Source organism: Eggerthella sp. 1_3_56FAA (genome assembly GCF_000185625.1).
In the GTDB taxonomy this organism is placed as follows: Bacteria; Actinomycetota; Coriobacteriia; order Coriobacteriales; family Eggerthellaceae; genus Eggerthella; species Eggerthella lenta.
Genome location: NZ_GL622580.1, coordinates 172,961 through 192,737 on the forward strand (window position 1 = coordinate 172,961; position 19,777 = coordinate 192,737).

Annotated in this window: 18 protein-coding genes; 3 read left to right on the forward strand and 15 right to left on the reverse strand. The window is 64.7% G+C overall.

Annotation, left to right across the window (positions count from 1 at the left end; translation table 11 throughout):
- Nucleotides 1-507, reverse strand: a 507-nt coding sequence (locus tag HMPREF1023_RS15915; RefSeq protein ID WP_009305333.1) for a thiamine pyrophosphate-binding protein, incomplete at its 3' end; no start/stop codon positions are given.
- The gene (locus HMPREF1023_RS06175; protein WP_009305334.1) at nt 504-1,976 is read right to left on the reverse strand and encodes an isochorismate synthase MenF; all 1,473 of its coding nucleotides are present in this window, start codon (nt 1,974-1,976) and stop codon (nt 504-506) included. The genes HMPREF1023_RS06175 and HMPREF1023_RS15915, both read right to left, overlap by 4 nt.
- A gap of 157 nt (nt 1,977-2,133) precedes the next feature.
- On the opposite strand from HMPREF1023_RS06175, the gene mscL reads away from it, so the two are divergent.
- Complete coding sequence (gene mscL, locus HMPREF1023_RS06180; protein WP_009305335.1) at nt 2,134-2,595, forward strand: large conductance mechanosensitive channel protein MscL; 462 nt, start codon at nt 2,134-2,136, stop codon at nt 2,593-2,595.
- Nucleotides 2,596-2,601: 6 nt separating this feature from the next.
- Here the strand turns inward: mscL and nhaA are convergent, their stop codons facing one another.
- The 12 genes from nhaA to HMPREF1023_RS06240 all read right to left on the reverse strand — a co-directional run bounded on the left by nhaA (nt 2,602) and on the right by HMPREF1023_RS06240 (nt 17,155).
- A complete protein-coding gene (nhaA, locus tag HMPREF1023_RS06185; RefSeq protein WP_232228695.1) occupies nt 2,602-3,933 on the reverse strand; it encodes a Na+/H+ antiporter NhaA in 1,332 nt (443 codons plus the stop codon).
- A gap of 309 nt (nt 3,934-4,242) precedes the next feature.
- Nucleotides 4,243-4,632: an anaerobic ribonucleoside-triphosphate reductase gene (nrdD, locus tag HMPREF1023_RS06190; protein ID WP_009305337.1), complete on the reverse strand. Its 390-nt coding sequence runs from the start codon at nt 4,630-4,632 to the stop codon at nt 4,243-4,245.
- Nucleotides 4,633-5,401: 769 nt separating this feature from the next.
- Nucleotides 5,402-6,340: an aldolase gene (locus tag HMPREF1023_RS06195; RefSeq protein WP_009305338.1), complete on the reverse strand. Its 939-nt coding sequence runs from the start codon at nt 6,338-6,340 to the stop codon at nt 5,402-5,404.
- Between the two features lie 482 nt (nt 6,341-6,822).
- On the reverse strand, nt 6,823-7,740 hold the full coding sequence (locus tag HMPREF1023_RS06200) for a TM2 domain-containing protein (protein ID WP_009305339.1): 918 nt from the start codon (nt 7,738-7,740) through the stop codon (nt 6,823-6,825).
- Between the two features lie 155 nt (nt 7,741-7,895).
- A complete protein-coding gene (locus tag HMPREF1023_RS06205; RefSeq protein ID WP_009305340.1) occupies nt 7,896-8,660 on the reverse strand; it encodes a TVP38/TMEM64 family protein in 765 nt (254 codons plus the stop codon).
- Nucleotides 8,653-9,636 (reverse strand): PRC-barrel domain-containing protein, encoded by a 984-nt coding sequence (locus tag HMPREF1023_RS06210; RefSeq protein WP_009305341.1) that lies wholly within the window; start codon nt 9,634-9,636, stop codon nt 8,653-8,655. Before HMPREF1023_RS06210 ends, HMPREF1023_RS06205 begins: the two co-directional genes overlap by 8 nt.
- Before the next feature lie 153 nt (nt 9,637-9,789).
- On the reverse strand, nt 9,790-10,326 hold the full coding sequence (locus tag HMPREF1023_RS06215) for a YtxH domain-containing protein (RefSeq protein WP_015761495.1): 537 nt from the start codon (nt 10,324-10,326) through the stop codon (nt 9,790-9,792).
- Between the two features lie 180 nt (nt 10,327-10,506).
- Nucleotides 10,507-11,493, reverse strand: a complete 987-nt coding sequence (locus HMPREF1023_RS06220; protein ID WP_009305343.1) for a D-alanine--D-alanine ligase — start codon at nt 11,491-11,493, stop codon at nt 10,507-10,509.
- A 34-nt stretch (nt 11,494-11,527) separates the two neighbouring features.
- On the reverse strand, nt 11,528-12,001 hold the full coding sequence (locus HMPREF1023_RS06225; protein WP_009305344.1) for a hypothetical protein: 474 nt from the start codon (nt 11,999-12,001) through the stop codon (nt 11,528-11,530).
- Nucleotides 11,998-12,831 (reverse strand): hypothetical protein, encoded by an 834-nt coding sequence (locus HMPREF1023_RS06230; RefSeq protein WP_009305345.1) that lies wholly within the window; start codon nt 12,829-12,831, stop codon nt 11,998-12,000. The genes HMPREF1023_RS06225 and HMPREF1023_RS06230 overlap by 4 nt, the downstream gene beginning before the upstream one ends.
- Nucleotides 12,832-13,107: 276 nt before the next feature.
- Nucleotides 13,108-14,397 (reverse strand): serine--tRNA ligase, encoded by a 1,290-nt coding sequence (serS, locus tag HMPREF1023_RS06235; protein WP_009305347.1) that lies wholly within the window; start codon nt 14,395-14,397, stop codon nt 13,108-13,110.
- A gap of 115 nt (nt 14,398-14,512) precedes the next feature.
- Nucleotides 14,513-17,155: an ATP-binding protein gene (locus HMPREF1023_RS06240; protein ID WP_226844320.1), complete on the reverse strand. Its 2,643-nt coding sequence runs from the start codon at nt 17,153-17,155 to the stop codon at nt 14,513-14,515.
- 240 nt (nt 17,156-17,395) lie between these two features.
- On the opposite strand from HMPREF1023_RS06240, the gene HMPREF1023_RS06245 reads away from it, so the two are divergent.
- Together HMPREF1023_RS06245 and HMPREF1023_RS06250 are read left to right on the forward strand one after the other, a co-directional pair.
- The gene (locus tag HMPREF1023_RS06245) at nt 17,396-17,587 is read left to right on the forward strand and encodes a DUF6724 family protein (protein WP_009305350.1); all 192 of its coding nucleotides are present in this window, start codon (nt 17,396-17,398) and stop codon (nt 17,585-17,587) included.
- Nucleotides 17,588-17,798: 211 nt separating this feature from the next.
- A complete protein-coding gene (locus tag HMPREF1023_RS06250; protein ID WP_009305351.1) occupies nt 17,799-18,680 on the forward strand; it encodes a PfkB family carbohydrate kinase in 882 nt (293 codons plus the stop codon).
- 142 nt (nt 18,681-18,822) lie between these two features.
- Here HMPREF1023_RS06250 and HMPREF1023_RS06255 read toward each other — a convergent pair whose 3' ends face one another.
- On the reverse strand, nt 18,823-19,719 hold the full coding sequence (locus tag HMPREF1023_RS06255; RefSeq protein ID WP_009305352.1) for an acetamidase/formamidase family protein: 897 nt from the start codon (nt 19,717-19,719) through the stop codon (nt 18,823-18,825).
- Nucleotides 19,720-19,777 lie beyond the last annotated feature (58 nt).

A 19,777-nucleotide genomic window follows, 5' to 3' on the forward strand; every position in this document is an offset into this window, starting at 1 on the left:
TCCCCGCCTGCGGCGATGCACGCCTCCGCGCGCAGCTTGGCGCGCGAACGCGATGGCGGCCGCATCGGCAGCGGGCTCGGGCATGTTGCGGAACGCGCGCACGTGCGAGCCGTACGCGTTCAACTGGTCGCACGTTTGCGGCGCGCCCAAGCCTTGCAGTCGCGCCGGACGGTCGCCCGTCAGCACGACGAGCGGCACGCGTGACGACTCGGCCTCCAACACGGCCGGGTAGTAGTTCGCCACCGCGGTGCCGGATGTGCAGATGACGGCCGCCGGTTGCCCACTCGCCTTCGCCAGCCCCAATGCGAAGAACGCGGCGCCGCGCTCGTCCACGTCCACGAACAACCGAAGACGATCGGGGAAGCGGCGCGACAGCTCGTAGGCCGTCATGGCCAGCGGCGTCGAGCGCGACCCGGGGCTGACCACCACGTCGTGCACGCCCCATCGTTCCAGCTCGTCGAAGAACGCGCCCAGGAACAGGGCGCTGGCTGTAGGATCGGCCCTCATCGCGCACCCCCGTCACTCGTATGTCGCCGGTCGTTCGTAACGTCAGCGAGGGTTTCCGCGGTGCCCAAGCTGGGGTCGATGGCGGGGGCGTGGCGCGCCTCGCAGGAAGTCCCCGCAGGGGATACTTTGGTACGCGAGTCTTCGTCAGCGGCCACAGATCGGGTGCTGCGGGAAGCCGCAGCGTCGACTCGTTCCGTCGGCTGACAAGCCGACGGAACCTCTTCCCCGTCGAACGCCGACAGGACCGTCTTCAGCTTCATGCCGATTTCGTCGTACTCGTCGTCGGCCACGCTGCCCTCGACGATGCCGCAGCCGGCGTACACCCAGCCCACCTCGCCGTCGAACACGCCGGTGCGCAGCGCCACGGAGAACTCGCCGTCGCCCGCGCCGTCCACGTAGCCGCAAGCGCCCGCGAAGAACCCGCGGTTGTACGCTTCGATGCTCCTGATCAGCATCTGCGCCTCGCCCACCGGCGTGCCCGCCACGGCGGGCGTGGGATGCAGATCGTCCTTCATCGTTCCCAGGTCGACGCCTTCCAACATGCGCGCGCGGGCGGGCGTGCACAGGTGCTGCACGTGGGTGAGCGGCAGGATGCCCGGCTGGGCGGGCACGTCGACGTCGTAGCATGTGCGGTTGAACACCTCTCGAATGAACCGCACCACGTAGTCGTGCTCGGCGCGGTTCTTCGCGTCGGCCATCAGCTCATCGGCCAACCGCGCGCGCTCTTCCTCGGTGGCGCCGGCGGGACACGTGCCGGCCAGGCACATGCTCTCCACCTCGTTGCCGCGCTTGCGTACCAGCAGCTCGGGCGTGCAGCCGCAGAAGAACACGTCGGCGTAGCGGTACAGCAGCACGGTGCCGCGCGCCGAGCCGTCGATGAGGTTCACCAACAGGTCCTTCGACGAGAACGGCTCCAGCGCCTCGAGGCGCTGGCGGCGCGACAGCACCACCTTGCTGATGCGCCCCCGCCCGATGGCGTCGAGCGCCGCTTCCACGTTCGCGCGCCACGCGTCACGCGAGTCGGGCTCCAGCTTGAACGGGATGGTACGGCGGTTGCGACGCGGCGCAGCGGCGGCTTGGCGGGCGAACCGCGCGATGCGGCCAGGATAGACCGGGCTCAACGAGTTCACCTGCAAATACGCGCCGCGATCGTCCTCGACGAGGATCACTTCGGGCAGCATGAACTTCAAGCGGGGAAATGCCTCGAACAGCTCGTCGGTCGGCGACGGGTTCTCGGCGTCGAAACGGTTGAACGAGAAGAAGACGGGCTGCTGGCCGACGGGGCCTTCGAGCTCGCATTCGATGCCGTCGAGCGCAGGCAGCGCAATGCAGCGCCCCATGCCCATGAAGCGGACGGGGCGGTCTTTGCGATAGTAGACGAACTGGTCGGTGAAACCCTTCTGCAGCGCGCAATACGCATCGACGATGTCGGCCTCGATCGGTTGCGTGTATGAAAAGATTCTCGTCATCGTGGCCTCTCCCGCCTTCGTCGCCTTGCTCCCGGCGCGCCGAATCGTCAACGATTTCCGCGCCCGCATCGCATTCTAGCACGACGTCTTCTACACTATTCCTGTCCGACGGCGGACGCACGCATCCTCGCCCGCAAGCACGCAAGAAAGGCACACTATGAAAAAGTTCTTCGAGGAGTTCAAGGAGTTCATCAATCAGGGCAACGTCATGGACCTGGCCGTAGCGGTGGTCATCGGCACGGCATTCACGGCCATCGTGAACTCGGTGGTGAGCGACCTCATCATGCCGTTGATCTCGCTGGTCACGGGCGGTATCGATTTCTCGGACATGAAGATACCCCTGGGCACGGGGCCCGATGCGGCCGCGTTCACCTACGGAAACTTCATCAACGCGGTCATCCAGTTCCTCATCATCGCGCTGGTGGTGTTCCTCATCGTGAAGGCCCTCAGCCGGGCGCGCATGCTGACGCGCCGGGGCAAGCATATCGAAGAGCAGGATGCCCCGAAATGCCCCTTCTGCCTCGAGGAAGTGAACGAGGGCGCCACCCGCTGCCCGCACTGCACCGCCGAGCTGCCCGCCCCGGCCGCGGCGGCCGCGAAAGCGGGAGGCGAAGCGTAGGGCATCTCAACGGATAGGCTCCTCATCTTCCTCGTCGGTCACGGCGCGCAGGATGAAGAATCCCGCGATGCCGGCGATCAGCGATGCCGCCAGGATAGCCGCTTTCGCCATGGCGATCATGTTCGGGTCGACGAACGCGAGGTTCGTCACGAAGATGGCCATGGTGAAGCCCACGCCGCCCAGAACCGACACGCCTCCGATATGGCCCCAGTTCACGCCCTGCGGCAGATCGGACAGCTTCAGCTTCACGGTGAGCCACGTGGCCAGGAAGATGCCCAGCGGCTTGCCGAACAGCAGACCGCAGAACACGCCGATGGTCACCGGGTTCGTGACGATGGACAAGGGATCCATGCCCGTCAGCACCACGCTGGCGTTCGAGAACGCGAACAGCGGCAGGATGAAGAAGTACACGGGGATGTGCAGGCGATGGTCGAGGCGCGTGATAGGCGGGATGGACAAGCGCGACACGCGGCCGATCTCGGCCACCTCGGACAGGTACTCCTTCTGCACGATGTCGGGCTCGCCGGGGTCGTAGCGATCATCGGCGCGACGGGCGCGGGCGGCGAACCAGCTCGGAGCGCGGTCGAGCTTCACCTGCGAGCGCGCCGGGATGGCAAGCGCCAGCAGCACGCCGGCGATGGTGGCGTGCACGCCCGACATGAGAAAGCACGCCCACATCCCCAGGCCCACGACGAGGTACGGCAGCAGATCGTAGATGTGCAGCCGGTTGAACACGATGAGCACGGCGAACAGGCCCAAACCCCCGGCCAGCCACGCCACGTCGAGGTTCGCGGTGTAGAAGACGGCGATCACCATGATGGCGATGATGTCGTCGGCGATGGTGAGCGTCGAGAGGAACGAGCGCAGCCCCGCCGGGATGCGGCTTCCCAACAGCGCGAGAATGCCCAGGCAGAACGCGATATCGTTCGCCATGGGAACGCCCCAGCCCTGCTCGAACCCGCTGCCGACGTTCACCGCCGTGTACACGAGCGCAGGCACGATGGCGCCGCCCGCCGCGCCCAGGATGGGCAGCAGCGCCTTGCGCGGGTTCTTCAGCTCGCCCGCCGTCATCTCGAACTTGATCTCAAGGCCCACCAGCAGGAAGAAAATGGCCATGAGGAAGTCGTTGATGAAGTGCTCCAGCGAGAGGTGCGGCGCGAAATCGCCCAGCGAGATGCCGATGTCGAACGTGCGCCAGAACTCGGCGAAGTACGGCAGCACCGGCGTGTTCTCGATGACGAGCGCCGCCACGGCCGCGGCCAGCATGAGCATGGTCGCGCGCGTGGACGAGTGGGTGAATTCGAGCAGCTTGCGCTTGCGCCGATGGTGGCGGCGCACTTCCGGCTCGAGGATGCGCTCGGTGGGCGCACAGGTGGGATCGCCGCTCAGACAGGCGGGTGGCGCCTCGTCGTGCGGGGTACGGTCGGGGCGGGCAGGCAGCCGGCAGCCTTCACGCTGCGACGCCCGGTCAAGCTGCGCAGGTGCTTGACGGCGTTCGCGAACCTCGGAAACCTCGCGTCCTTCACGCGATGAGCGACTTTCTGATTCGGGTGTGGTTTTCTCAGATGGCATGAATACAGTATACGAAACGGGCTGCGGCCTCGCGGTCACAGCCCGGTAACGCGCGGAAGATTTTACAATGCAGCGTTAACAGCCGTTCGCGCACGCGAATGCGCGGTCGTCACGACAAACGCCGTGCTTGACGCGGTCGGATTCCTCGGAGGTTTTCGCATCGTTCCAGCGATCCATCGTTCCCACGAGATACCCCGTGATGCGACGGATGCGATCGAACGGCACCGGTGCCAGCTCGTAGCGGATGTCCACGTCCTCGCCGTCCACCAGCAGCGCGAGGCCGGTAACGGCGCTGTTCGGATGCTTCAGCGCGCCGCGCTCGAGGTAGGCGCGGATCTCCGTTTCGGTGACGTGCTGGTCGCCTTCGTTGGCATAGCCCACCAGCACGTCCACGCCGTCGACGGTCAGCCGCTCGTTGACCACCATGTCGCCCATCGCGTTCGCCACGCCCATAACCGCTTCCATGCCCCGCTCCTCACTGCATTCGCCGTTTGGTCTTATATGTTATTGTAATAGTATCATTAATGAAGGGCGCGCGCCAGATTAGAGAGAGAACAAACCTGCAACATGGTCGGCCGGTCGGGGAGCGGCTGCGCTCGGCGTTCAAGCACGGGTCGCATCCCCCCTCTCGTCCCGTGCATTCAACGGCGTTCCGCATGGCGAAAAGATATCGAATTCGGAAGTTACGCCGTGAGCCGCGGACACGTTGAAAGGCAGCTTCCCGCATAACACCTGGACACTGAAAGTCGCTTTCACGCTTCTGCGCCCTGTGCGCACCTGAATCGCATGAGTCTTTCCGAATTCGAAGTTTTTTCGCCACCGCGAGTCCGTTGCGCTGCATGAAGAAGAGGCCGAGGGACGGGATGGCAGGCAGGTTTGTCGCCAGATAGGTACGTACAAATGTTTCACGAGAAACATTTCGGCTGGGGGCTGGAGCGGAATTGGACGCGAGGCGATGGACGGGGGGCGTTACAGCTTCGGTAGACGCATCATCGGCCCAAAGACGCGGTTTTCGCGGAAATTCCGTGTCTTTGGGCCGATGATGCGCTCCGCTGCCTGCGGAGCGTCGCCCGCGGCAGACGGGGGCGGTGTCGGACGAGGAACGCGGCGCACTACCCATGGGGGGGGCGGGTACGACCTGCTGCATACAGGCGCCTTCATGCAAAGCGGAGCCGCCCTTTCGGACGGCCCCGCCGAGGTGCGCGATTGCGCGGCTACGCGGATCGCGTCAACCTTACAGCTTGAAATCCTCGTCGCCGTTGAAGACGTCGAGGGCGTCCTCCACGGAGTAGTCGGCCAGCGTGATGGCGCTGATGGCCTTCGTCAGGCGGACGGCCTCGTCCAGCGAGCGCTGGTGGATGTTGCGGCCGGTGGCGTTGCCCACGGCGCCGCCCGTGTGGATCTGGTCGTACAGCTGCGTGAGGAACGTCTCGGCGTCCACCGTCGAGCCGCCGGCGCACACGAGGCCCGTGCGGCCGGACGCCATCGTGGCGACCTTGAGGGCCTCGGCCGGCGAAGAGCCGTCCTCGGGCTTCGGCGGGTTCACCTTCACGAAGTCGGCGCCGAGGCACAGGGCCACGCCCGCCGCGCCCGCGATGAGCGCCGGATCCTTCTCGGCCTTGACGGCCTTGCCGCGGGGGTAGATCCACAGCACGACCAGCAGGCCGTTGGCGTGGGCCTGGGCGATGAGCTCGCCGGCCTCGGCCATCATGGTGGACTCGTACTCGCTGCCCAGGTAGATGGTGTAGCCGATGCCCACGATGTTCACGCCCGCCTCGCGCATGGCCAGCACGGCGTCCAGATCGTAGAGCTGCGGCGAATAGGGGTCGTCCTGGCTGCCGCCCACGATGTTGGTCTTGGAGTTCATCTTCACGAGGTAGTTGATCTCGGGATAGTCGGCGGCGTACTGCGCGATGAGCCCGCGCTGGCCCGCCAACACGCCGCACACGCCCTGGCGGCCGATCTCGAAGAGGTGCTGCGGCTCGGCATCGGCGATGTCGATGCCCTCGCCGTAGAAGTCCTTGTTGAGGTGCTCGATCTTCTGATCGCACGCGAACAGCATGAGACGGCCCGTTCCGCGCGTCGCCTTCATGAAGTTCTCGATGTACTCGTCACGGGATTCCGGCATGACGTCGGCCGGCACCCTCACCTGGTCACGAGTGATTTTGGGCATGGTTTCCTCCTTATAGGATCCAACTCAACGGATGAGGCTCAGAGCCTTATCGATACGGTCATTCTAGCGAAAAAGCGAGGCGGGACGCGCCGTTTCACCGAAAAACCCCGCGAACGAGCCACCGATTCGCGCGAAGCGCGGGCGGGCGGTAGGCGGAGGAGGCGCAACGGCGAACAAGCGGCACCCGACGGACAGTGCGCGAAGCGAGAACCCGGATGTTTCACGTGAAACATCCGGTCGCGCGAAGCGCGAACAGGGCGGGAGCGAAGCGACCCGCCCATGCGCCCGAAGGGCGCATATCGGACTCGCAGGTTGGCCGCGCAGGAGCGAAGCGACCTGCGCCTCGCGCGGAGCGCGAGCACGCGCTCGCAGGTTGGCGCAGTGAGCCAGCGAGGGCGGCCGTGGCGGCCGCCCTCTACGGGGACTTGCTTCGCGACACAGCGTCGGCAAGTTCCGGCGGCCGGGAGGCCGCCGGAACCAAACTAGAACCACTCGCGCTTGTTCAGCACGTAGATCTGCTCGAATTCAGTCTGGGACTTCGTGAGGTACAGGATGCCCTCGATGATGGCGATGACCCAGATCACCCATGATGCCAGCGAGAACGTCAGCACGCCGCCGATGATGGTGACAGCCAGCATGATGAAACCGGCGGTGTTGTAGCCCAGGTAGAACTTGTGGATGCCGAACGCGCCCAGGAAGATGGCCAGCAAACCGGCGGCCACGTGATCCTTCGTCGTGACCATAGGCTGGCTGTACGGCTGCTGGTAGTACGGTTGCTGATAGCCGTAGTACGGCTGCTGCGGAGGCACGGCTCCGGGGCCGGCATGCGGCCGTGTCTGCGGCGCGCCGTATCCGGGAGGAGCGTAATAGCCTGACGCAGGCTGGCCGGGAGCAGGAGGCGCACCCGCAGGCTGCGTGTAAGAAGCGGTGGAAGCAGAGGCGGCAGCCGGAGCCTGGGGCTGGGGCTGAGCCGGGGTAGCCTGCGGTGCAGCCGTAGGCGGAATCGCCTGAGCCGTCGAGTACGGAACCCACTCGGGCTCGGGTTCGGCAGCCTTGGCGGGCTCGGCAGGAGCCGCAGAAGGAGCCGCCGCAGAAGCCTCGGAAGCATCCTCCGTCGACGCATCCGTCGATGCGTCGCTCGGCGCCTCTTCCTTATCCTCGGACCCGGCATCGCACGAGACGACCGCCACATCCTCGACCACGACGGCTTCCACTTCGCCCGTCGCTTCGTCGACGACCACGGCTGCAACCGTCTCCTTTTCAACGTCGCATGCATCGTCGGACGTCGTCGCGGCAAGCTTCGCCTTCGCGGCTTCCAGTTTCTCCTGAGCGGCTTTGAGCTCCGCTTCAGCAGCGGCAACCTCGTCCGCTGCGCTATTCAAAGGTTCGTTGGTGGCCATGATGGACCCACCTCTCATTCTACAAATTGCGTCGATGTCCTGTACCGCCATAGTAGTGCGCGCCGTCGCATCCAAGGAGGTTTCGTCACAATACCGTCAACGACGTTCAGTATTTCTTAAGATTTGCGCATGGGCCGAAGAAAAGCCTGATCGCGTTAGCTGTCTTTATGCGAATGCTTCTCGAGCATTTTCATGATGCGCTCGCGAAAAACGATGCCCAACACGGCGATGACGGCCGCCACCGCGAAGATGATCGCGCTTTCCATAAGGCGTCCGTCAGCCAGCCCGTCGGCGGCGTAGGTGGACACCACGATGCCCGGAATGCGCCCCACGTTGGAGAGCAGCAAAAATGTGCGCATTCGCATGTCCGTGAGCGGCACGAGGTACGTGAACACGTCTTTCGGCAGACCCGGGATCAAAAACAGGATGAACACGATGATGTTCAGCTTGCCGGTTTTCTCGAACTTGCGGAACTTTTCGAGGTACTGCACGGGCACCATGCTCTGCACGAACGGCGCCCCCAGCTTGCGCACCAGCGCGAAGATGAACGCGCTGGAAATGACGCACCCTGCCAGAATGACCAGCGCGCCGATCCAGGGGCCGTACAGCAGGCCCGCCGCGATCTGCACCACCTCGCCGGGAATGAACGCCACGACGATCTGCAGAAACTGAAGTCCCAGCAGTATGAGGAACCCCACGGGACCCGCGCCGCGCACGTCGTTGATGATGCGGTCGAGGCCGCCCGGCTCGAACAACTCGTGGAAGTACGGCCATAGCATCACCACGATCAGCACCATGATGGCGAAGAACGCGATGAGCCCGACTAACTTGAAAATGTCGGCCTTCTCCATCTTATGGCCGCGCACCTCTACCTCTTGCTCGGCTTTTTCGTGCAGCTTGTCCTTCAGCTTGTCAGTCATCGTGGCGAGCCTTGTCGTACTCCTCTTTGAAGGCCGCGAACATGTTCTTCTTGGGCGCGGGCTTCTTGGCGGTCGTCTTCTTCTTGGGCGCGGTCGACGCGGGCTTCGCAGGCGCGGAAACGCCCTCGTCTTCCGCCTCGTCCGTCACGGCCAGAGCCTGGTCGTCGGAACCGGGCTTGACACCGCGCGCCTTGTCGTACTCCTCCTTGAACCCGGAGAACATCCCCTTCGTGGCGGCGATCTGCTTGCCCGTGGCGTACGCGCCCTTGTTCACCACTTCGCCGGTTTTCTTGGCGGCCTCGCTGACCACCGGCTTCGCCCTGTCCACCGTGGTGTGCACCTTGTCGACGGCGACGGCCGTGACCGCGCCGGCCTTCTCGGCCACGCCGCCCTCGGCAACCAGGTCCTTCGCGGCGTCGTCAACCAGCATCGCACCCAGCACCACTTCGTCGGTTTCGCGCCCCTCGGAGCCCACCTGCGCCAGCGCGGCACCCATTCCGCGGCGGAACCCCTTGACGAGGTCGGCCGGAATAGTGCGCTTGCCCAACAGTGCGTTGGCGGTGGCGCCCGAATCGGTGTCGAACGTGTCCACCATACCGGTGATGCGGTTGAAGGTGACGTTGCCCACCATGCCCAGCGAAGTACCGTCTTCGGTCATGACCGGCAGCCCCACCCACAGCACGCAATCGTCCCAGTTGACGCCCAGCGCCTTGCATGCGGCGCGGTCCGTGGCCTCGGGCACGTTGCGGATGGCGATGCGGCCGTCCACGATGTCGTAACCCTCGATGGATACGAACTTGTCCTTGCGGCGGAACATCCACAGCAGATCGGGGCGCTTCACGATGAAGCCGACGCAGCGCTTCTCTTTCGGGTGGAACACGAAACGGCGCACCTTGCCGATGCGCTTCGTACCGTTCTTGCCGCCCACGACGCGGACGCCCGTGAGCTCATGCGTAGTGATGAGTTTGCTTGCCATGGCCTTCTTCTCCACTCGACAACCTGCGCATTTGCCGCGGATGGAACCGCAACCCCCCAGCGCCGTTGCCCTGTCGGACAGTCAGGAAGCGGCGAGAGGGGCGGGGCTTGCGCCCACGTCGACCAACTCGCCGCTTCATGATAGATGCGTATGCTACTTGTCGTCGCCGGAGATCTTGTCGGCAGCGTCCTCGGCCTTGTCCTTCACGGCATCGGCCGCGCTCTGCGCCTTGTCCTCGGCCTTGTCGACGGCCTCGTGCGCCGTGTCGGCCGCGACAGGAATGGTGTCGCTCACCGCGTCGTGCGCCTGCTCGGCGTTCTTGGCCACCTGCGAGGCGATGCGCTGGCGCGCCGCTTCGATCTTGTCGCGAAGCTCGTCGTTCTTCTGCGAGAACGCCGGCTTGATGTTGTCGGCGGCTTCCTGCACGCGCTGCGTGGCCTGGCCGTACAGCTCTTGACCCTTGGCGGCCACGTCCTGCACGACTTCCTGACCCTTGGACGCGGCATCCTGATACGCGTGCTGCATGTTGGCGCCGGCCTGAGAGCCCAGCTCCTGCGCCTCGCCCCATGCCGCGCTCATCTTATCGGTGACCATAGCGCGCGTTTCCTGACCAGACCGGGGGGCGTACAGCAGCGCGACAACCGCACCGGCCAACCCACCAGCCAAAAAAGCTCCAAATTTGTTGCCCATGACGGCCTCCTTCGGGATGTTTGCCTGTTCGTTCATTATAGGGGCATCCGCGCAGCCCCATGCGCGAAAACATGAGCGCTCTATGATTCAGTTGCTGTTTCGTTGCCGACCGAACAGACGCGAAGACGGGCCGCCGGCCTACGACCCGTGAATCGCATACTGCGCTCTCGCCGCAAGCGGTTACCGCGCATATTGGCTGACCAGTTCGTTGAGGACGCCGGACAGCGACAAACCGGAGGCTTCGCAGGCGAGGGAGAACGGCGAAGATTCGGCCAGGGAGGGCGACACGTCCACCTCCAGGACGCGCGCCTGGGCTCCGTCCCAGACAAGATCAACGCGGGCGAGGTCGCGCACCTGATAGGCACGGCACACTTCCAAGGCGGCGCGCTCGATTTCGGCACGGATGGCCTGGGCATCGGCCTCGTCGTTCGACAACGAGGCGGGGCGCACAGGTGCGAACAGCTCGACCGCGCCCGGCGTGCGACAGGCGACCGTATCGCAGAAGCCCTCCTTCGCCACGATCTCCACCGGCGGCAGCGCGTAGGCATCCCAGCCGGAGCCCAGCACCGGCACGGTTACCTCAACGCCGTCGATCCACTGCTCGATGATGACGGCGTCGTCGAACGACAGCGCATCGGACACGGCTTCGCCCAGCTGGTCGACGGAATCAACGCGGCGCACGCCCGAAGCCGAAACGCCGTGCGCAGGCTTCACCGCCACGGGATACCCGCCGATCACGCGGTCTTCCACCAGGTCAAACGCCGTCGCAGCGCCCATGCTCTCGAACGCCTCGCGCGCGATGCAGACGCCCTGCGGCCAGGAAGCCGTCGGCTCATCGCCGGTGATGGCGCGGTAGGCCGCCATCTCGGAGCCGAGGGAGGATTTGTCCCAAGCGCGCCGGCACACGCTGGACGGCGATCCGACGAAGGGCACGCCCACGAATTCGAGCAGGCTCTGGACGGTTCCGTCCTCGCCGAGCTTGCCGTGCAGGGCGTTGAAGCACACGTCGGGACGCTCGACGCGCAGGGCGGAAACGAGGTCGGACGAAGCATCCAACAGCACCTTCCTATGGCCCGCCTCTTCAAGAGCTGCGCACACGTTCTTGGCGCTGGCCAGGGATAACTCGCGCTCGGTCGAGCTGCCGCCCGTCAACACTGCTACCTTCATGATGATGCTCCTTCTGCCGTCCACACAAGAGCGGCTAGCGTACCATCGCATCGCCGAGGAAGGCAATCGCATCGCGAAAAGCGCGCAAAGCGACCAGATCGTCGAGGAAGCTCACCTCGATGCGCGCGCGGCCCGCCGCCTCGTCCGTCCACTCGGTGGTGCCCACGAACACGGCATCGAGAGCGGCGCCGGCATCGGCGTAAGCGGCGGCCGAACCGGCTTCCGCGCCGTCGCCCCTGCGCACGGCCGCCCGCGTTTGAAAATCGATGACCAGGTGCTCCAACAGATGCGGCAGCGACGTGTGGTCCATGACGGCGGCGAAAGTGTCGCCCTCGTCGTTCACGCAGGCATGGCGCGGCACGTGCGGATGGGCCGCGCGAACGCGCGCCGCAAGCTCTGGCGTCGTGCGGCGCGGGACGCCGGGCGCCAGAACCACGTCGCACACCACGCGGTCGGCGCGCACCGTGAGCCGCTCGATGACAAGCGGGGCTGTGCCCTGCGCGCTCACGCGGGCAGGTCGCTCACATCGAACACGCCGCGCGTGCCGGATGCGGCAGCATCGTCGTTCTTGTCGACGGCGTCGGAGGCGCTGCCGCCTTCGTCTGCGGCTTCACTTGCAGAGGCGTCTTCCGGCCCAGAAGCGGAATCGGATTCCGGCTTCTGCCGATCGCCCGGGTCGGGCTCGGGCGCAGCCTCCGGCTCGGGTTCCGCCGCAGGCTCGGGCTCAGGCTCAGGCGCCACCGGCTCGCCCCTCTGCGGCGTAGCCTCCGCATCGTGCGACAGGCGGTCGAGCACCGTGTATCCAGCTCCCGACGGAGGTTCCTCCTGCGGCTGGCCCTGAATCGCGCGCACGAGCTGGTCGAACTGCCAGGCGATGTCGTCCGCCAGCGTAGAGAGCCATGTGTACCCGCTTCCATCGGAAATCACCAGCTGAGAGCGGTCGAGCGAGAAACGATAGCGGCCGGAGCCCTCCATGTTCCCGAACGTGTACGAGATGGTCTTCGCGTCCGTGTCCAGCTTGTACGACCAGCTCACATCTTCGGTCAGCTTGATAGTTTCGCCGTCGATGACCACGACGGCCGTGGTGCCGTGAGTTTGCCATTCGCCCTGGAACTCGGCTGCATCGTCGTAGCGCAGCCAACGGTCCCACGAGAACCCGCCCACGATCAGCAGGACGACCAGCAGCACCGAGCCGGCCACAACAAGCGGCCAGCGCTTTTTGCGCGGCTTCGCTTCCGCACGCTCGCGCCGACGCTTCCCGCGCTCGGCCTCGGTCGACGCTTCGGCCCCATCGTCTTTCGCAGCGTCATCGACGATTGCCGCCGCGTCCTCCTTCAACCTGGCGGCCGCCTTCGCCCTGACCTTTGCAGCGCGCGACGTCTGCTCGAGGGGCGTCTGCCCCTCATTCTCCTCAACGTGAGGCGTCCCGGCCGCTCGCGGCTTCGGTTTCGCAGGCGGCACGTCGGTGCGCTTCCGCGGCGCGACGCGGCCGGACGCCCCTGGCTTCGAGGCGTCCGTCGCGGGTGCGGCAGCGGTATTCGGTTTGCTGGTTCGTTTACGCTTCGTTGCCACGCTTGAAGGTTCCCTGGTTCTTTTCGATAGCTTCGCCTGCCGTTATTCCGGCGCGATGACCTCGACGCCGCCCATGTAGGGCACCAGCACGTCGGGCACGCGCACGGTGCCGTCGGGCTGCTGGTAGTTCTCGATGACGGCGGCCATGGTGCGACCCACCGCCAGGCCGGAGCCGTTCAGCGTGTGGACGTAGCGCGAGCCCTTGAAGTTCTCGGGGTCGCGGTACTTGATGTTCGCACGACGCGCCTGGAAGTCCGTGCAGTTCGAGCACGAGGAGATCTCCTTGTAGCCGTTGTACGACGGCAGCCACACCTCGAGGTCATACGTCTTGGCGGCGGAGAACCCGATGTCGCCCGTGCACAGGCTGATCACGCGGTACGGCAGGCCCAGCAGCTGCAGGATGTTCTCGGCGTCGGCCACCATGGCCTCCAGGTCGTCGAAGCTCTCCTCGGGCTTGGCGTACTTCACCATCTCCACCTTGTCGAACTGGTGCACGCGGATGAGCCCGCGCGTGTCGCGGCCGGCGCTGCCCGCCTCCTCGCGGAAGCACGGCGTGAACGCGCAGTACTTCAGCGGCAGCTGGCCGGCGTCCAGAACCTCGCCGGCGTGGATGTTCGTCAGCTGCACCTCGGCCGTGGGGATGAGGTACAGGCCCTCGGTGGTGTGGAACAGGTCTTCCTCGAACTTCGGCAGCTGGCCGGTGCCGGTGAGCGTCTCGGCGTTGGCCATGGCCGGGCACCACCATTCCTTGTAGCCGCGCGACGCGTGCGTGTCGGCCATGAAGTTGATGAGGGCGCGCTCCAGACGGGCGCCCAGGCCGCCCAGCAGGATGAAGCGGCTGGCGGCTAGCTTCACCGCCCGCTCGAAGTCGATGATGCCCAGCTCGGGGCCCAGATCCCAGTGCGGCTTCATCTCGAAGCCCTCGGCGGCGAAGTCGCGCGGCGCGCCCCAGCGGCGCACTTCGGGGTTGTCGTCCTCGTCGTCGCCCACCGGCGTGGAATCGGCCGGCATGTTCGGCGTGCGCAGCAGCACCTCGCGCAGGGCCTCGTCGGCCGCTTCGCGATCTTTGCCGATGACGGCCAGCTCGTCGTTGATGGCGCGCACGCGCTGCTTGGCGGCTTCGGCCTCGTCCTTCTGGCCGGCGGCCATCATCTGGCCGATCGACTTCGACGTGGCGTTGCGCTCGGCCTGCAGCGCCTCCTCCTTCGCGATGGCGGCGCGGCGAGTCTCGTCGAGCTCGGAGAAGCGCGCCGCGTCCCACGAAGCATGGCGGTTCTTCATCGCCTCGGCGACGGCTTCTTGGTTGTCGCGGACGAACTTGATGTCGAGCATAGTCGCGCTCCTTCACGATGGGAAACAATAGTGCCTTTAGTATACCTCACGGGCGGCGCACCTCGTCGTTCCTTCACGCACCCGGCATGTTCCGTCGGGCGGCCAGCCGACGCCCTTATCCTTCATAGCGCTTTCGCACGTACTTGATGAGGGTGGCCAGCACGCGGCGCATGTCGATGGGCTTCGACAGATGCGCGTTCATGCCGCTGGCCAACGAGGCGCTCACGTCTTCGGCGAAGGCGTTGGCCGACATCGCGATGATGGGCACGGCATCCGCATCTTCGCGATCGAGCTCGCGGATGCACCGCGTGGCCTCGTAGCCGTTCATGTTGGGCATCTGCACATCCATGAGAACCGCGTCGAAGTAGCCTATCTTCGACGCCTCGAACATGACGCACGCCTCGGCTCCGTCCCCCGCTCGCTCCACTACCAGCCCCGCTTCCGCCAGCAGTTCGCAGGCTATCTCGGCGTTGAGGTCGTTGTCTTCGGCCAGCAGAACGCGCAGCCCCTCGAACTCGGTGCGGTCGAGCGCACGCGGCGCGCCCGGCATAGGGGCTTCGTAAGCCGAAACGGGACGGCTCGCCAGCCGATCGCGCGCGCCGAGGGATCGCAGCGCCGCCGCGCTCGCAGCATCGAGTTCGAGGGGCTGCGCATCGTCCGCCTCGGCGCCCTCGCCCTCCTCGAACACGATGCGCTCCGCCTCTAATGCGATACGCAGGTTGAACGTCACCGTGAACGTAGTGCCCTGCCCTTTCGTCGACTCGACGGCGATATCGCCCGCCATCATGGTGACGATGTTCTTCACGATGGGCATGCCGAGGCCCGTGCCCTGCTCGCGCGAGCGTCCCTCCATGCTGAACGGCTCGAAAATATGCTCCTTGAACTCCTCTGACATGCCTATGCCGTTGTCGGATACCGTGAACTTCACCTGGCGATACCCCATGGCGGCACCCTTCGCCACCGTGGTCTCGAACCGAACGCAGCCGCCGCAGGGCGTGTACTTCACGGCATTCGTCAACAAGTTCAGCAACAGTTGCTTGATGCGCCGCGCATCGCCCACGAACACGGCATCGGCGCATGGCGGAGTTGTCACGACGAATTCCTGGGCGCGCTGTTCGCACTGCACGCGAACGGCGGATGCCACGTGCGACAGCACGGCGCTGAGACGGAAAGGCTCGCTGGCCAGGGTCATCTTGCCGTTCTCGATTTTCGAGATGTCCAGCACGTCGTTGATCAGCCCGAGCAGATGGTCAGATGCGTCTCCTATCTTTTTCAGCGTCTCGGCAACTTTCTCGCGATCGTCCGGATTGCTCCGCGCAAGCTGCAGCGTTCCCAGAATCACGTTCATAGGCGTGCGGATCTCGTGGCTCATGCGCGAGAGGAACTCGGACTTTGCAGCATTCGCCGCCTCGGCAACGTCCATCGCATCCTTCATGGACAATTGGATCTCCTTGTCGGCCGTCACGTCGCGCATGACCACGAGCAGCTGCGGCTTATCTTCGAACGTCAGCCGCTTGACCGAGTAAGAAGCCCAGCATTCTTTGCCGGTCTGCTTGCTGCGGAACGAGAACTCCCCTTGCTCGAAGCCCTTCGTCTCGTCCTTCCTAATGCGATCGAACAGAGCCACGCCCTCGGGAGAAAGCCCTATGGTGGCCGCCAACCGCTCGTTTTGCAGAAAGGCGTCAAGGCGATAGCCGATGATGCGTTCGGCCTTCGCCACAATGGGAGTGACCTTGCCGTCGGTGGGCGAATAGAGGTTCACCGCCATATCGATGCTGTCGGACAGCGCCTCGTACAACTGGCCGAGCATGGCGACGTTCTGTTCGCGCAGGCGGCGGCGGTACGCGCCGAACACCAACAGCGCCACCACCACAAGGCAGGCGAAGATGATGGCGAACACCGCTTCGAACGTGGTGGTGACCACGGCAGCTTCGGCACGCACGTTCTCGACGGGCACCACGTTGCACACGTACCAATACCCGTTGTCGACCGGCGCGACGCACACATAACTGGATTTGCCGTCTACCGTGGCCGTGAGCAGCCCCGTCTGCTTGTTCGCCACAACGTCGCGCAGCGTGGAAAGGTCGCTCCGCGAGCGCGACTGCATGAACTGCAAGGCAGCTTCGGTTGAGACCGCGGCATCGGTGTTCGAGGCCGGCTCGCTGTACTGAGACGCCCGGTCAAGGAAGTCGTACAGCGACGTGCCGATGAACACCGGCGTCTTGGTTTCGCCCGTGGGAGGCACCAGCACCTCGCCGGTGGAACCCTCGAACAACATGAAGTAGCCGCGGCCGTCGAACATATCCAGCTGACGGGACATAGAGAACAAGCTTAACGGCACCTGCACGTACAGGGCTCCGACTTGCTGCCCATCGATATAAAGCGGCGTTTGGGCGAGACGCACGCGGGCGCCCGCCTCGTTGGCGAACGTGGCAGAGTACGAACTGCGACCCTCGGACAAAGCCGTTTCGGGCTGAGCCAGCTCGTCGACGGAAAATGCGGAGCCATCCGCGCGAACGCCTCGACCGTCCATCCCGGCAAACGTCGCATTCGCAAAGCCGTGGTGCTCCTGGAAGCTGCTGAGAGCCGGCGCAACCAACGCAGGATCGGTAGTCTGCACGGTAAACGCGCCGATGGCGTTCTGCGACATGTACATGCGGTCGGTTACGTTGCTGGCGGATTGCTCGGTGAACGTGACCACCTGCTGCTCGGCGCTCTGATTGAGCTTCTTGTCGATAAAAGACGTTAATCCGAGCACAGCAGAAACAATCGCCGCCACAATGGCGACGATTGCGATTGATGCCGTTATGCGTCGTTTGCGTTTGCGCTTGTCTTTGCCCATGGCGTGTTGGTGCTTGCCCTTCTTCAGCGCGCGTAAAGAATAAAGGAATATCCAAGCCTACCCGTACCGGATCGGCTCGACATAGTATACTCTAACGCTGAACTGCAAACACTCTGTGGCAATGGTGATGTCACGAGTTAGAGTAACGAGGTAACCATGGATTTCGGTGCGTTGTACGATTTTCTCTTCAACACCTACGCCGGCATCGGATGCCTGGTGGGAATCGGTTTGGTCGTAAGTTTGATCGCGTGCGTCATCATGGAGCGCCGCACGCGCAAAACGTTCGTCAATCACGAGCCTGACGAGGACGATTGGTCCTTTTTCGATGACGACGAAGACGACAAGTAACGTCTTCGCGTTCGTGCCGAACGGCGACCAGACGATGAGGATCGCCTTTTGAAAAGCTCCTTGCACGTACGCGCGATCACTGCTTTCGAGTCTCGCCGCGCGCAGCTTTTCAGCTGCGCGCTCCTGTTTTCAAGCCGTCAATTCTCCCGCACACTCAAACCATATAATTGAACCTCATCGCCTCTTGACAACCCGGAAAGGAAGTACTTCCATGAACGAAGCCGAAACGCATCTCTACCAGCGCGAAGGAGCGTACATCCCCCGCGTCGCCGCCGTGCATGATCTGTGCGGCTACGGCAAGTGCTCGCTGGGAGTTGCCATTCCCGTGCTGTCCGCCGCCGGCTGCGACGTATGCCCCGTGCCGACGGGCTTGTTCTCGTCGCACACCGCCTTCCCCGGCTGGTACATGCACGACACCACCGAGATCCTAGCCGACTACCTGAACGCATGGAAGGGCATCGGCGTGGAGATAGATGCCGTGTACTCCGGTTTCTTGGGCGCACCCGAGCAGGTGGATCGCATTCGCGATCTGTACGCTATGTATCCGAACGCTTTGCGCGTGGTAGATCCCGTGATGGCCGACCACGGCAAGGTCTACCCCACGTATACGCCCGAGCTGTGCTCCGCCATGGCCGAGCTGGCTTGCGGCGCCGACATCCTCACACCGAACCTCACCGAAGCCGCCATCATCCTGGGCGAGCCCATCGGCGAAGATTGGGGCGGCACCGACATCTCCGACGAAGAAGCGCACCGCCTGGTAGATGCCCTCGTGGCGAAGGGAGCGAAGCACGTGGTGCTCAAGGGCATCCAGCGCGAGGGCGAGTCCTGCATCCGCAACTTCGTGGGCGGCAAGGACTGCGAGACGTTCGAAGCGCATAACGAATACCTGCCCTACATGTTGCACGGCACGGGCGACTTGTACGCGTCATGCCTGATGGCCGCCGTGATGGCCGGTCGCTCGCTGCAGGAGGCCGTCGCGTTCGCAGGCGACTTCGTGCACGACGCCATGCTGGTGAGCGCCGAACAGCCCGACTTCAAAGACCGCGGCGTCAGCTTCGAGCCGCTGCTGGGCAAGGTGTGCGAGCTGCTGTAGGAGACGCACGCAACCTGTCAACGCGTTGCCGAAACGGCCGGCCTTTGCGGCGAAACCGCACGTTTCGGGCACGACGCATCCTCCAAGATGTCCTCCGATGGGGTCGGGCGAGAAGGCGACCGCCCGACCACCTTCTCTTCTTCTACAGCTTGAACCCCAGCGATTCCAGCACGTACTTGGGAACCATGAAGCGGACGGTCTTCTGGGGGTCCACCATCTGGCACACTTGCACGTCGGCCACCAGCGACAGCAGCATGACCAGCTCGGCCTCGTCGACGCCGGTGCGGTCGTGCAGCAGATCCACCATCTCGTGCACGGCGCGATCGGCCGCTGCGTCGAGAGACTCGGCGGACGCGATGATGCCGAGGTGCGTGCCGTTCTCGATAAGCGGATCAACCAGGTGCAGGTCGGGCAGCGCAGTGAGCGTGACCGTAGCGTAGCCGGCCACCTCGGCGCCCGACACGCTAATCTCGCCATCGCCCATCGCCGCGTGCATGTCGCCGCAGCCGAACAGCGCGCCCTCCACCGCCACGGGGAAGTACAGCGTCGCGCCCGTGGTGATGGCGGTGTTGTCCATGTTGCCGCCGTGGCTGCCGGGCGTTCCGCAGTTCACCGGATCGCCCGCCGGGGCCACGCCGATGACGCCGATCATGGGGTTAAGCGGGATGGACAGCTGGTCGTTCCACACTAGCTTGTCGCCGTCGATAGCGCACAGGTGCGTGCTCCACGCGTCGAAGCGGTCGCCGCACACGCCCTCGTCCTTGCCCGTGCACGACGCGGTTTGCGGGTCGAGCTCGATGTTCTCGATGGTCACCTTCAGCGCGCCGCCGGGCACCGCGCCCTCCACGAACACGGGGCCGGTTGCCGGGTTGATGCGATCCCAGTCGATCTCGTCCAGCTCGTCCTCGGGCGTCTGCACCTGGTTGCCGAAGCAGTCCTGCGTGCGGATGCGCACCGTCTCGCCCGATGCCACCGTCAGCGCCGGCTCCAAATCGCGCGCGAACGCGAACAGCACGCGCTCGTCGTTAAGTTCCTGCATGAGGCCACCCTTTCTACAAGATTGTGCTGAGGTTAATAGTACTACGGAGGGGGCCGGC

Excerpts from the sequence above, each read along its gene's own strand:
- nrdD (WP_009305337.1), bottom strand. The coding sequence starts at position 4,632 with ATGGAAGCGGTTATGGGCGTGGCGAACGCGATGGGCGACATGGTGGTC.
- HMPREF1023_RS06250 (WP_009305351.1), top strand. The coding sequence starts at position 17,799 with ATGAACGAAGCCGAAACGCATCTCTACCAGCGCGAAGGAGCGTACATC.
- HMPREF1023_RS06255 (WP_009305352.1), bottom strand. The coding sequence starts at position 19,719 with ATGCAGGAACTTAACGACGAGCGCGTGCTGTTCGCGTTCGCGCGCGAT.
- HMPREF1023_RS06215 (WP_015761495.1), bottom strand. The coding sequence starts at position 10,326 with ATGGGCAACAAATTTGGAGCTTTTTTGGCTGGTGGGTTGGCCGGTGCG.
- HMPREF1023_RS06175 (WP_009305334.1), bottom strand. The coding sequence starts at position 1,976 with ATGACGAGAATCTTTTCATACACGCAACCGATCGAGGCCGACATCGTC.
- mscL (WP_009305335.1), top strand. The coding sequence starts at position 2,134 with ATGAAAAAGTTCTTCGAGGAGTTCAAGGAGTTCATCAATCAGGGCAAC.
- HMPREF1023_RS06220 (WP_009305343.1), bottom strand. The coding sequence starts at position 11,493 with ATGAAGGTAGCAGTGTTGACGGGCGGCAGCTCGACCGAGCGCGAGTTA.
- HMPREF1023_RS06205 (WP_009305340.1), bottom strand. The coding sequence starts at position 8,660 with ATGACTGACAAGCTGAAGGACAAGCTGCACGAAAAAGCCGAGCAAGAG.
- HMPREF1023_RS06200 (WP_009305339.1), bottom strand. The coding sequence starts at position 7,740 with ATGGCCACCAACGAACCTTTGAATAGCGCAGCGGACGAGGTTGCCGCT.
- serS (WP_009305347.1), bottom strand. The coding sequence starts at position 14,397 with ATGCTCGACATCAAGTTCGTCCGCGACAACCAAGAAGCCGTCGCCGAG.
- HMPREF1023_RS06210 (WP_009305341.1), bottom strand. The coding sequence starts at position 9,636 with ATGGCAAGCAAACTCATCACTACGCATGAGCTCACGGGCGTCCGCGTC.
- HMPREF1023_RS06195 (WP_009305338.1), bottom strand. The coding sequence starts at position 6,340 with ATGCCCAAAATCACTCGTGACCAGGTGAGGGTGCCGGCCGACGTCATG.
- HMPREF1023_RS06245 (WP_009305350.1), top strand. The coding sequence starts at position 17,396 with ATGGATTTCGGTGCGTTGTACGATTTTCTCTTCAACACCTACGCCGGC.